The organism is Paraburkholderia sp. BR13444, from assembly GCF_040948755.1.
Taxonomy (GTDB): Bacteria; Pseudomonadota; Gammaproteobacteria; order Burkholderiales; family Burkholderiaceae; genus Paraburkholderia; species Paraburkholderia youngii.
Genome location: NZ_JBFPKM010000001.1, coordinates 137793 through 150078, shown reverse-complemented (window position 1 = coordinate 150078; position 12286 = coordinate 137793). Strand labels below are relative to the sequence as shown.

Sequence of the window (12286 nt, the reverse complement as noted above, 5' to 3'; positions counted from 1 at the left end):
AACGGTGTTCACGTCTGCTGTCCCAGGTCTCGTTGCATCGCCGTTCAATAGCTCGAATAAAGCCGTACCGGCTGCGGCGACAGACGGTTGTCCTGCGTGCGCGCATCGAACGTGTAGCGCAGATAGACGAGCGCGGCGCTCGGTGCGTAGTCGTGCGAGCGATCGATGCTCAACTGCGCGCCCAACACCAGATGCGGATCGGCGCGATACTCGACGACGCCCGCGAGCCCATACGAAAACGCGACGCCCCGTGTCGAGCTGCCCGCATTGACGAGACTGTCGAGCCCCGGCGCCGCGCCGAGACCGGCGGGCAGACCGTTCGGGTAGTACGGCGAATCCCGCTCGTACGAATTCGACACGCCGACGGTCGCGCTCAGATCCCACTTCAGCGCGCCATGCCGCCCCAGCCATTCGAGCGGCACGCCGAGCGACAGATAGCGCTGCGGACTGTAGTAGCCGCCCTGCCCGAACGAATAGAAGCGCAGGTTGTTCGTGTAGTGCCATGCGTTGCCGACGAGGCCGGTGCTCACCAGTGAATTCGCGCGCCGGTAGACCGGCATCGTGAAGCCGGTGCGCAGCGTGAATTCCTGATTGCTCGCGACGTTGCGCCCGGTCAGCTCACCCGCGCCGAGATCGGCGAACAGGCTCGTCGCGCCGATATCGATCGACGAATGCAGGTCGATGCCATCGCGGCGCACGCCGCCCCACACGGTGCCGGTCACCGGATCGTGCATGCCGGCATACGACAGCTGGCTTCCGGTTTCCGGACGGCGCGAGCCGCTGACCGAAAAGCTCGCCGGTCCCGCGTCGAAGCGGTAGCGCACACCGCCGACGAGGTAAGACACGGGGAATCCGAGCGGCGTCGTGCCGAAGTCGAAGCGCCATGCGTCGGACGTGTAGCCCGCGCCGAGCGCGACCCCGGTGGCCGACTGATGCAGATACGGCAAGCCCGCGGCCAGCGTGGCGAGTTGCTGCGGCGACAGGCCGAGCGACGTGCCGAGCTTGTCGGCCGCGCCGAAGCTGCCGAAGGTATCGCGCGTGAACGCGTTGGCGTCGCTGACATCCAGCGTGCCCGCGTCGAGATGCACGGTATCGATGTGCGCGAAGAAATGGCCGTCATAGCGATACGGGATCTGCACGTACACCGGCACCTGCCACGCGCGCACCTGCGAGATGCCCGCGTCGCCGGACTTATATGCGGGCAGCCAGCCGGTCTCGATCGACGGATTGCGGCGCTGTTCGAGATCGTCGAGCGCGGCTTGCGCGGGCGTGCCATCGGGTCCCGCGCGCACGCCCGCCGAGCGCTCCTGCGCGAGCGACAAACGGTACAGCGAAGCGGCATCCTCGTACTGTCCGAGGTCTTCGGCGATGCGGCCGCTTTGCACCGTCACGTCCGGCCGCGTCGGATACGCGGCGCGCAGTGCCGTCGTGATCTGCTGAGCGTCGCGCGCTTGGTTCAACGCGGCGAGCCGGCGCGCGGCCGAGAGCCGGGTGTCGACGTCGTCGGGCGCGGCGCCGTCGAGCACCTCGTGCACGACGCGCAGCGCGGCGCCGCGCTGGCCGCTCTGCTCCAGCACGCGGGCCAGCGCGAGCTGCGCTTCCGCATCGTTGGGCTGTGCGGCGAGCAGTGGCGCCAAGGTCGCCCGCGCGGCCGCGTAGTGGCCCTGCACGCGCTGCAGATCGGCGAGTTCGAGCATGTAGCGTTTGTCGCGCCGACCGGCGGCGCTCACCGCCGCGAGTCGCTGCCCGGCCGCTTCGTAATCCCCATGATCGATCGCTTCGTCGGTTTGCCGTAAGGCCGCCCGCAGCGCCTGATCCTCGAGGCGCGCGTGTTGCGCAGCGTCCAGCTTCAGCCGCGGATCGTCACGCAACTGCTGAAGCCATGCGGACAGCTCCGCGTCGCGTCGCGCGCCGCCGAGCAGATCGCCGTAACGCAGCCGCACGTCCGCGTCGGCCTCGCCCGGATGCGCGTCGATCCAGTCGCGCAGCAACGCGAGGCCGCGTGCGGCGTCGCCCGCGTCGATCCACTGCGCGCCGACCGACGCGAGCAGATTCGGATCGTCGCCGGCCAAAGCGCGTGCGTCGTCGAGCAGGCGGAGCGCGCTCGCGCGATCGTCGCGGGCGAATGCGGCGCGCGCGTCGGCAAGCTTTCGTTGCGTTTGCAGATTGCGATCGAGCGCCCGCATACCCTCGGTGCGCTCCTGCTCCGGGATCAGCGCGAGCGCCGCTTGCGCGCCGCTCAGGTCATCGAGCGAATTGCGGTAAAGCGCGCTCGCATAGCGCATCTCGGCCGATGGCGCGAGCGCGAGCGCCTCGTCCATCACGTTGCGGCCGAGTTGCGGCAGGCCGAGATCGCGGTACAGACGCGCGAGCGCGAAACGCGTCCACGCTGCGTCGGGCTCGCTGCGCAAGGCGGCTTCATAGCGTTGCGCGGCGGGACCGCGCTCGCCGTCGGCGAGCAACTGGTCCGCCTGTTTGGCAAGCAGATCGGCACGCAGACGAGCGAGGCTCTGACGATCGTCGGCGGCGGTGAAGCGGCTTTGCAACGCGTCGATCAACGGCTCGACCTGCGCCGCGCGGCCGGTGTTTTCGAACAGCGTCTGGGTGCTGCGCAGCGCTGCCACGCTCGGCGCATGCCCGCTCAGCATGTCGCGCAAGAGCGGCTCGGCCGCGCTCCAGTCGTGCTGCGCGAGCAGCGCGTCGGCGAGCATCAGCTTCGCGTCCGCGTTGTCCGGCTCCATCGCGAGCGCCGCGCGTGCCGCCCGCTCCGCCTCCTGCGCGTGGCCCGCCGCGGCAGCCGCGCGGCCTTGCGCGAGCGTGCCCCAGAATTGCGCGGTGCGCGCGAGGCTTTGCCATTTCGAGCGATTGTCGGGCGCGAGCGCGGCCGCCCGCAGAAACAGCGTGCGCGCTTCGTCGTGCCGCCCGGCGCGCATGCGCGCGATGCCGAGACCGCCGACTGCGTCGGCATCGTCGGGACGCGCGCTCGCGGCGCGCGCGAGCAGCGGCTCGGCGGCCGCGACATCGTTGCGCTCGAGCGCCCGCAGACCGCGCTGCTGGGCGATGTAGTCAGGGTTGTGTTCGAGTTGCCGTTGCGCGTCGAGGCGCGCTTCGAGCGTCGCGACACGCTCGCGGAATTCGGTGTCGTCCGGCACGAGTTGCAGGTACGCGCGCAACGCCGGCAGATACGCGAGGTCCACGCCTGCCGATTGGAGCACGTGACGCCACGTGTCGAGCGAGGCCGTGCGATCGGAGTCGGGCCGCGTCGCCAGATTCCACGCGATGCGGTTGGCTTCCGCGCGCGTATCGCCGCGCGCGTTCAGCAGATTCGCGAGCACCAGCGCGGCATCGACGTCGGACGGATCGGCGGCGATCCGCCGATGCAGTGCGACCAGCGCCTGCTCGCGGCCCTCGGGCGTACCCGCGAGAATCTGGTAGTACTCGGCGCCGAGCGAGCCCGACGGCGCGCCGTGCGGAAACAGCAGTTGCAAGCGACGCGCCGCTTCGGCGGACTGGCCGCTACGCGCGAGCAGACGCACGGTCGCGAATTCCTCGCGGCTGTTGGTGGCGGCGCGGAATTCGTCGTCGAGCTGTTGGATCGGCGCGCTGTCTGGCGCTTTGGCGCGCAAGCGTGCGAGCGTCGCCTGCGCGGCTTGCGCTTTCCCGAGACGCAATTCGATGCGCACCTGCTCGGCAAGCAACACCGGATCGCCCGGCGCGGCTAGCAGCGCCTTGTCGATCGCCTGCAACGCAAGGTCGTCGCGATGTTTGGTCGACCACATGCGCGCGGTCGCGAGCAGGCGTTGCGCGGCGGGATTTTGCGGCGGCGCTATGGTCGGCTGAGCAGCGGGTGCCGCCAGCGTACCGATGGCAGCCGTGCGCGCGGCAGTCGTGCGCATCGCTTCGGCTTGCCCGGTGTTGCCGTACGCGTGACCCGTGATCGCCGCGGCGCATGCGCACGCGAACCCGCCGAAGCGCGCCACGCGCGTCACTGCGGCGCGGCGCGGCACGACGTGCTCCAGTGCGGATCGAGGGTGCCGTCGGCGGCGAAACGATAGCGGCCTTCGCGCCAGCCGAGCGCGAACAGGCTCAGCACGCTCGTGTAGTAACCGGCGGCCGTCTCGCTATCGAGCGCGGCGACGCGTGCGATCTGCGCATCGGCGAGCGCGCGCTGGCCGCGCGCATCGAGAAACGGCACGGCCGCCGCCGAAAAACCGGCGTTGCCCATGTTGATGCCGGCACGGCCATCGCTCGCGTCGACTTTCTCGGGCGGCGCGCCGTGCGCGGCGATGAAGTTCGCGAACGGCGCGAAGCGCGCGAGCAGCGTCGGCGCGAGCGGATCGCGCCGGTCGAGCATGCCGGTCCACAGGTACACGCGAATCGCGTTATAGGCGCTCTCGGCGTGGGTCTCGGCGTCGGGTGCGAAGCCGCGGTTCGCGCGGTACAAAGCCCAATCCGGCGAGAAGCCATGCGGCGCGGTATCGACCAGGATGCGGCTCGTGCTCGCGAGCAAACGCGGCCAGCGCGGATCGTCGGGCAGCCGCGTGGCGAGGCCGCGCAGCAGCTGCGGCGGCATGTAGCTCGGATTGACGCGCCACACGTCCGGGTCCGGATGAAAGCCGACCGGGCCCGGCAGCAAGGTCAAGCCGAGCCCCGGCGCGTTGGCCGTTTCCTCGTCGAGCACACGGCGGGCGAGCACCGCGCCGCGCGCCGTGTAGCTGCGCTCGCGCCAAGCGTCGCCCGCTTCGAGCAGCGCATAGGCGATCCACAGGTCCGCATCCGACGATGCATTCGCGTCGAGCACGGCCCAGTTGCCGTCGGACGAGCGGCCCCACAGCCATGCTGGCAGACGCGCGGTCAGATCGCCTTGCGCGAGATGCTGCTCGGTCCAGCGCAGGATCGTGTCGAAGGCCGCGCGGTCGTTCGCGACCAGCGCAAAAAACAGTGCGTACGATTGGCCCTCCGACACCGTGCGCTCGTCGGACGAACCGACGTCGATCACGCGGCCATCGGCGGAAAGGAAGTCGCGCTTGAATTGCTGCCAGCGCGGCCAGGGCGCTGCGGTGCATGCGCTGATGTCGGCGTGGCTCGGCAGCGGCGCTTGCGTGGCGAACGCGTTGTGGCTGCTCGCGAGCGTCAGCATCGTGGTCAGCACCGTTGCTGAAACGCTCGCCGTTGTTCGCACGAGCCTGCTCGCGAACCTCGCGTGCAGGTCTGCGCCACTTTCAACGCCCACCCCGTCGCGCACTGCCCGCCACAGCGCCCCGCCCTTCGACTGACTCATCGATCACACTCCCCGGCGCCGCGCGGCCAGTTCCTGCAACGCGGTGAACGCGCCGATCGCGAGCAGCAAGCCGGCGAGCGCGCCGAGCACGCCGAGCAGCACCGGATGCTGGATCGCTTTGCTCCACAGCCGCGCATACCAGGGCACATAGCCGACCAGATAGGTGTCGCCGACGCGCATGCTGTCCACCTTGCCATCGCGCAGCAAAGCGACGTCGCCCTGCAATTGCGCGACGCGGTCCGGCTTTTCGAGCATGTCGAGCAGTTGCGACAACTGCTGCTGATCGGTGGCGCTCAGCGCGACGACGCTGCGTCCGTGGCTGTCCGGCAATTCGAAGCCCATCAGCGCGGCCAGCGGTCCGTCGCGTTCGATCCGCGCGCCGCCGTCCGGCCGACGCGCGTCGCTGTGCGGGGCGCCGTCGCGCCGGGCGGCGCTGTGCCACTGCTCGTCGACCGCGAACGAGGCGCGCGCGAGCGGGCTCGACGCAGCGGCGCCCGACGCGGCGGCGTCGCCCGCCTGGGCGCCGATCGTCAGCGGCAACGCATGCGGCCAGCGCGCGAGCCACGGCGCAGAGCCGTTGCCGCCGATCACGAGCAGATCCTTGCCGCTCTGCTGCGCGAGCTCGCGCGGCCGCGCGACCTGCACGCGCAGCGCCGGATAGCCGGTCCATTGCCCCATGTGGCCGAGCATCGTCAGCAGGCTTTCGAGCTCCTGCGGCGCGGGATGCTCGGGAATCACGACGGCCGTTTGCGACAGGTCCGCGTAGCGCGTGAACGGAAAGCCGCTGTTCGCGAAGAACGCGAGGTTCGGCATCCGTGCGTAGTGAACGAAATCCGAGAAGTCGATCGTCGAGTCGGGATCGACCGCGGCCTGCACCGGGTTCGTCGCGACGCCCTGACAGAGCCCGGTCTTCTGCGAATCGAGATTGAAGCGCAGCTGCAACTGGTTCGAGCTGCCGACCCGGAATGCCGGAATATCGAGCGCGCTCGTCGCACGATTGGCGTTGTTCGACAGCACCGGCAATTGCAGGCGGCCTTGCGCGTCGTCGGCGCTCGCGAGCGCGAGCCGGTACGACTTGACCAGCTGATCGTTGATCTGCACCGCGAGCGCCGAGTTGTTCTGCACGGTCGGCGCCGTGTAGCGGTACTTCAGATTCAGCGGCACGCCCGCGCCGTTCCACGAGTACAAATCGGCGGGCACGCGCAGGTTCAGACGGATCGCGTCGGGCGTGCTGCCGCGCACCTGCAGTTGCGACGGATCGTCGATCAGTTCCTTGAACGAGACCGGCCGGTCGACCGGCAGCCAGCGCGGCGCGTCGTAGGGCTTCCTCGGCGCGCCGGCGGCGAGCTGCGTGATGCGCACCGCGGGACCCGCGAGCGCGGTCGTGCCGAGCACTAGCGCGGTGCTCGCTTCATCGACTTCGGCGGCGCTGCGGCCGGTGACGATCAGCAGCTTGCGGTTGGGCGCGACGGGATTGTCGGCGACGATCAGCATCGGACCGTTGATCGGCGGCAGCGTGAGGCCGGCGGGCAACTGCTCGCTGCGCGCGACGACGACCGCGTGGGAGTCGGTAGGCAACGTCGACAGCGCCGGAAAGCGCGCCTGCCGATAATCGGCCTGCGCACCGAACCACGAAGCGAGTACGCCCGCGCTGTGCAGCGTCGCGTTGTCGGCGGCGGCCGGCAGCACGAACGGCAGACGCAGCCGGTTCGCGTCGCGGTGATCGAAGAACGGCGCGGGCAGCAGCGCGAGATCGTCGGGCAAACGGATCGGCGCAGTATCGACGATGAACTCGCTCGACGGACTCACGTCGGCCCACAGCGCCGAGTTCTCGGGGTCTTCGCAATGCTCAAGCGTGTAATGCGCGATCAGGCGCAGACCGATCTGGTTGTAGTCGGTCAGAAAACGCGGATCGAGCGGGATGTCCTGGGTGACGAGCTTGCCGGCGTGCTCGCGATCGAACGGCACGGTCGCGATCACTTCGTTGTTGACCGACACCTTCAGATGCGACATCGCGAACACCAGCGATGGCGAATACGTGTAGCGCAAGCGCAGTCGCGCGGCCGTGACCACGCGATCGAGCCGCACGCCGAGATTGACGGTGCGCGCGTCTTCGACGCCGCGCAGCGTCAGCGGCTGATACGCGCCCAGCGTCGCGAATGAAACGCGCGATGTGCTGGAGCCGGATGCGGGCGTCGGGACGCTCGCATCGTTGTCGAGGTAGTTGGCGCTGGGATTGGTCTTGGCGGCACTCGCGCTCGCGACAGTGGAGGCGGCCGGCGCAATCGCCGAGGCGGCGACGACAGGCACCGATGGCGCGGCGCCCGACCCGACGGCATACAACGCGCCGACAACGGCGCTCAGCGAAACGCACAACGACACAACTGGTTTCATGAACAGCTCAGCTTGTTGGACCTGGACCGTGCGCGCGCGAGTGCGCCACTTACGGTGCGAATCCGGTCTGCCGCGCGAACGCGCGAAGTGGGAAAACGGACTGCCGGCACGCACAGGAGAAACACGCGGCGCACCATTCCTCGTATACGGAAAATCCAGCGAAACCTTGAGCGGAACGAGCAACGGGGATGACCAACATCTGAGATTTGAACGCAATCGGCAGCAGGCCTAACCGGTTATGCGTTCCTTTCATTTTTCCGAAGCCGGTCGGTCAGGCGAGAAGGTGCCACGTGCCTGCCGCTGTTGGGCGGCGCAAAGATATCACAATTTGCAACCTCATTGATATCTTGTAACATCGACGGTCATTTGTTGCACATCAAACGTCATCCCGAAACATGCCTGATCCGGCCGACTCCTCCGCTCACTCGACCATAGCGCCGCCCGCGAAGCGCAGCGGTCCGCTGCGCGGGTTGTTCGCGTTGCGGCATTCGTACGCCGGCATCGTCGCGACATTGCGCGCGGAAAGCGCGTTCCGTCAGGAAGCCGCGCTCGCGGCGATCCTGGTGCCAGCCGCGCTCCTGATGCCAGTCGACGCCATCGCGCGCGTGCTGCTGATCGGATCGGTGCTGCTCGTGCTGCTGGTGGAGTTATTGAATTCGGCGATCGAGGCCGCCATCGACCGGATTTCGTTCGAGCGGCATGAACTTTCGAAGCGCGCGAAGGACTGCGGCAGCGCGGCCGTGACCATCGCGCTGCTGATGTGTGTGCTGACGTGGAGCGTGTTGTGCGGGCCGCTGGCGTATCACTGGCTGCGTGGATGACGCGTGACGGGTTCTACGTAGTCCGCAGCATGGTTGGCACGTTGCGCGCCTGGCGAGAGGGAATGCAAACGTTAGCGTCGGCTCGACGGCAATTTCGCGTGCCGCGAAATATTCGTCACGCAAACGTTGGCGTCAATGAAACGATGGCACATGTATTGCTGAATTCCGCTCGCCGGCATCTCACCCGTGAAGCCGCGTGACGCACGCAACGGGGCGCCGTTCAAACGTCATTTCAACAATCCACCGGTGGAGGCACCATGCTTCGATACGCTGTGATTTTCTTCATCATCGCCATCATCGCCGCAGTGTTCGGCTTTGGAGGCATTGCCGCGGGCGCAACCGAAATCGCCAAGGTATTGTTCTTCATCTTCCTGGTGATCTTCCTCGTCACCCTGCTGATGGGCGTGATCCGACGCTGACGGCTGCACACAGCGTTCGGTGAATTCACCCCTCGCCCGATGCGAACCGGCGACGCTGCGTTCGTGCCGCGTTCAGGATTGCACCGCTGCGGTCGCCGTTGCCGCCGTTGCCGCCGTTGCCGCCGTTGTCGCCGTTGTCGCCGTTGCAATACTTGCCGCAGCATATTGCAATAGTTGCCGAAGCATCGGGCGCTTCAACTCCGCTTTTCTTCCGCTTCTCTTGCGCTGCTGTTCCACTGCTTTTCTCCGCATGCCTGGGACGTATGCGGCATTGCTTCAGGCCGCATGCGCGATCTGCGGCGTCGCATGCAGACGCCGCGACCAGTTCGCGAGCGTGCGCATCGCTACCGGCGGCTTGCTCAGAATCGCGCTGTCGTAGCACCTGTGCGCGAAGCGCATGAAGTCGACGATGCGAAACCCCTGCCCGCGATAGAACGCGATCTGCTGCGTGGCCGGTTGCTGGGTATCGAGTGCGAGTGGCGCATAGCCGCGTGTTGCGGCCCAGTGTTCGGCGAACGCGATCAGCAACGTGCCGATGCCTCGCCCCTGCCACGCGGGATCGACTGCGAACTGGCGCAAGCTCGCAACATCGTCGTGCCTGTATAGCTCGCATGATGCTTCGCCATCCGAAGCATAAAGCGTCATCGTGCCGACGATCTGTCCGTCGCACACCGCGACATGGCAATCGCCGCGCAGCACGCGCTCGCGAGTCGCTTCGATAGTCTGATCCACGCACGTGCAATTGAGCCCCTGCGCGCCGAGCGGCGCGAACGCGCGATGCAGCAGCGCCGTCAACGCAACGAACGAATCGCGCGACGCGTCGAAGCGCCTGAGTTCGACGTGGCCGGCACGACATGCATAGTGGACCGGAACGGATTGCGGACGGCTTGCGCGACGCTTCACGTTGAGCACCTCGTACTGACTGGATGCCCGAAGTGTAGGGTCGGCCGGTGAGCGTCTCAAGAAAAAATGTCGTAAAAGCTCTGGCCGATCACCTGTCGTTCACGACATGTTTTCGGCTTCGTACAGACGACGACCCGCCGCATCCTTGCTGCCGAGAATGGGTTGAAAGTCGATCGGCCACTCGATGCCGATGTCGGGATCGGACCACAGCAGGCAGCGTTCGAGTTCGGGAAACCAGTACTCGGTGGTCTTCCATACGCACTCGGCAACATCGGACAGCACGACGAAGCCGTGCGCGAAACCGGGCGGCACCCACATTTGCCGCTGGTTCCCTTCGCTCAGATACTCGCCGCTCCATTTGCCGAAGTTCGGTGAGTTCAGGCGTACGTCGACCGCAACGTCGAAGATTTCGCCGCGCACGACGCGCAGCAGCCGTCCCTGCGGACGCTGCACCTGGTAGTGCAAGCCGCGCAGCACGCCATGCACGGCGCGCAGATGGCGGTCCTGCACGAAGTTGAAACCTTGCGCGACGTCGTCCGAAAACTCGTCCGCGCTGAAACTCTCGAAGCAAAAGCCGAATTCGTCGATGAACACTTCCGGCTCGATGAGTTTCACCTCCGGCAATGCCGTCGCCATGACCCTGTTGCCCATCGCCACTGTGCTCGTAAAAAGGCTGGCCAGCGAACCTACGGCCGCTCTCGCGACCGCGTCCAACAGACGAGGCGCGCCCGCGGCGCGGGCGCGCTATCGCATGCTATTGCTACATGCTACGCCTCAGTGGCCGCCCGGCTTCGGGCGCGATACTCGGTTGGCGACAAAGCCATGCGCTTGCGGAAGATTTTCGCGAGACGGTCCCCGTTGCCGGTGCCGCTGCGACGCGCGATCTTGTCGACCGGCAATTCAGTCTCGGTCAGGAAGTTGCACGCGATGCGCAGCCGCACCTGCAGCAGGTAGTCCGACGGCGTGACCTGCATCTCGTGCTTGAAACGGCGCAGGAAATTGCGCTCGCTCATTGCGGCGACCTGCGCGGCATCGGCGACCGAGACCGGACGGTCGCAGTTCGCCTCCATCCAGCGCGCGGCCGCGCGAATCTTTTCGGCGACGCTCAGCGTGCCGCCCTCGGCCGGCAGCGGCACCCACGTGGAGGCCATGCCGGGCATCACGCGATCGGCGACGCTGCGTGCGAGCTCCGCGCCCAGGTCGCGCTTGATGAACATCAGCGCGCTGCGCGCGCAGTCGTGACGGTCGTTGGCCGCGCTGAACGCGCCTTCGCTCGCGCTCGCGCCCGGATAGCGGCTCATCAGGCCATCATGCTCGGTCGGGCCGGCCGCTTCGAGCACGAGGCGTCCCTCGCCGATCGTTTCGATCGCGCGGGTGCGCGATTGCACGGCGCGCAGCCAGTTCAGCAGGCGTTCGTCGCGTGCGGCCACGTGGGCGCCGTAGCCACCCGCGATGAACAGCACGTCGAAACCGCCGCCAAAGCGCGTGTCGATGCGATCAGTCCAGATGCGCGCCGACGACGAGCTGGCAACATTGCCGCCTTCCATCGACAGGAACTGCACTTCGTAGGGCGGATCTTCGCCCGCGCGCGTGCCCGCGAACTCATTGGCGGTCTGGAACATTTCGACGACGGTACCGGGGCCGAGCAGCCAGAAGCCGTCGAACAGCAGAATGCCGATTCGCCGCGCTGCAGTACGGACGTTCAATGCAGGCGTGTGAAGCCACGTAATTCTCGTTGTATCAAGGTGCATGTGCGGCATGATCTTCCCCAAACGGGCATACGTTGTGGACCCCGATTTGCCCCGTCAGCAGACGGAACGAGAGAATGCGTTATTACGGCGGGAAAACGGACTAACGCCGCATAAAGGATTAAGCGTGATGTTAGCGGAATGGATCGCTATAGTAAATTTGAAAAGAATATTTCATCACGACTATCCATGTCTGAGGAAAAGTGGTTATTGAGCGATTGATATGAGCGCCCGGCAGGGCCGGCAACTATGCAAGGTTCGGCGCAGAGGTTGAGGATATCTTACCGCAAAGCCTTGGTGGACGGCACTCTCGCCCGTTCGGGCAAAGTTGCCGATAATGCGAAGCGTAGTGGGCCCTCCTTACCGAGTACGTTTCTTGCCCGATCAAAAATGTTTCAATTGTGAACCGCTTATCGTCCCGATTATGTCCGCGCAATTCGGTAGTTTATTCGCAAATCGTAAAGTTATTCCCGCGCCATTAGGCATATCGGCGGCATTCGTCCTGGGACGAAAATTAATATCCAAATGCTGATTTATCGGGGGCTCTAAAAACGTTTCTATTTTGAAACATCGTCGGTCGCTTTCGTATGAATTAATCACGCGGATGCATCGCGTCTGGCGAATCTCTGATGATTGGATGCAGCGCAGCAATCAGGTGTGGCGCAGACGCGACGAAGCGCCGGCCGTTGCACCTTGCGAAGTTGCAACGGGCACATCTGA

8 protein-coding genes are annotated in these 12286 nt (G+C 66.4%); 2 read left to right on the top strand and 6 right to left on the bottom strand.

The window, feature by feature from the left end; genetic code table 11:
• Positions 1-44: 44 nt before the first annotated feature.
• Genes AB3X95_RS00660 through bcsB form a run of 3 tightly spaced genes read right to left on the bottom strand, consistent with a single transcriptional unit; the run spans position 45 to position 7675 of the window.
• Complete coding sequence (locus tag AB3X95_RS00660; protein WP_368620431.1) at positions 45-4007, bottom strand: cellulose synthase subunit BcsC-related outer membrane protein; 3963 nt, start codon at positions 4005-4007, stop codon at positions 45-47.
• Positions 3986-5281, bottom strand: coding sequence for a cellulose synthase complex periplasmic endoglucanase BcsZ (gene bcsZ, locus AB3X95_RS00655; RefSeq protein WP_368620430.1), 1296 nt, complete (start codon positions 5279-5281; stop codon positions 3986-3988). Before bcsZ ends, AB3X95_RS00660 begins: the two co-directional genes overlap by 22 nt.
• A 3-nt stretch (positions 5282-5284) precedes the next feature.
• Positions 5285-7675: a cellulose biosynthesis cyclic di-GMP-binding regulatory protein BcsB gene (gene bcsB, locus AB3X95_RS00650; RefSeq protein ID WP_368620429.1), complete on the bottom strand. Its 2391-nt coding sequence runs from the start codon at positions 7673-7675 to the stop codon at positions 5285-5287.
• 395 nt (positions 7676-8070) lie between these two features.
• Here bcsB and AB3X95_RS00645 point away from each other — a divergent pair, with 395 nt between their 5' ends.
• Entirely contained in the window at positions 8071-8496 is a 426-nt protein-coding gene (locus AB3X95_RS00645; protein WP_368620428.1) for a diacylglycerol kinase, read from the top strand.
• A 257-nt stretch (positions 8497-8753) separates the two neighbouring features.
• Positions 8754-8915, top strand: a complete 162-nt coding sequence (locus tag AB3X95_RS00640) for a DUF1328 domain-containing protein (protein ID WP_013089029.1) — start codon at positions 8754-8756, stop codon at positions 8913-8915.
• A 276-nt stretch (positions 8916-9191) separates the two neighbouring features.
• Here the strand turns inward: AB3X95_RS00640 and AB3X95_RS00635 are convergent, their stop codons facing one another.
• From AB3X95_RS00635 to AB3X95_RS00625, 3 genes are all read right to left on the bottom strand, one after another.
• Complete coding sequence (locus AB3X95_RS00635; protein ID WP_368620427.1) at positions 9192-9818, bottom strand: GNAT family N-acetyltransferase; 627 nt, start codon at positions 9816-9818, stop codon at positions 9192-9194.
• Between the two features lie 99 nt (positions 9819-9917).
• Positions 9918-10469 carry a dTDP-4-dehydrorhamnose 3,5-epimerase gene (gene rfbC, locus AB3X95_RS00630; RefSeq protein ID WP_176368793.1) on the bottom strand — a complete coding sequence of 184 codons (552 nt, stop codon included), beginning with the start codon at positions 10467-10469 and terminating at the stop codon, positions 9918-9920.
• A 116-nt stretch (positions 10470-10585) separates the two neighbouring features.
• Positions 10586-11578, bottom strand: a complete 993-nt coding sequence (locus tag AB3X95_RS00625; protein WP_176123405.1) for a GlxA family transcriptional regulator — start codon at positions 11576-11578, stop codon at positions 10586-10588.
• Positions 11579-12286 lie beyond the last annotated feature (708 nt).

What these genes read in the sequence shown, in the direction of transcription:
- bcsB (WP_368620429.1), bottom strand. Translation starts at nt 7,675, where the DNA reads ATGAAACCAGTTGTGTCGTTGTGCGTTTCGCTGAGCGCCGTTGTCGGC.
- AB3X95_RS00625 (WP_176123405.1), bottom strand. Translation starts at nt 11,578, where the DNA reads ATGCCGCACATGCACCTTGATACAACGAGAATTACGTGGCTTCACACG.
- AB3X95_RS00640 (WP_013089029.1), top strand. Translation starts at nt 8,754, where the DNA reads ATGCTTCGATACGCTGTGATTTTCTTCATCATCGCCATCATCGCCGCA.
- bcsZ (WP_368620430.1), bottom strand. Translation starts at nt 5,281, where the DNA reads ATGAGTCAGTCGAAGGGCGGGGCGCTGTGGCGGGCAGTGCGCGACGGG.
- AB3X95_RS00645 (WP_368620428.1), top strand. Translation starts at nt 8,071, where the DNA reads ATGCCTGATCCGGCCGACTCCTCCGCTCACTCGACCATAGCGCCGCCC.
- rfbC (WP_176368793.1), bottom strand. Translation starts at nt 10,469, where the DNA reads ATGGGCAACAGGGTCATGGCGACGGCATTGCCGGAGGTGAAACTCATC.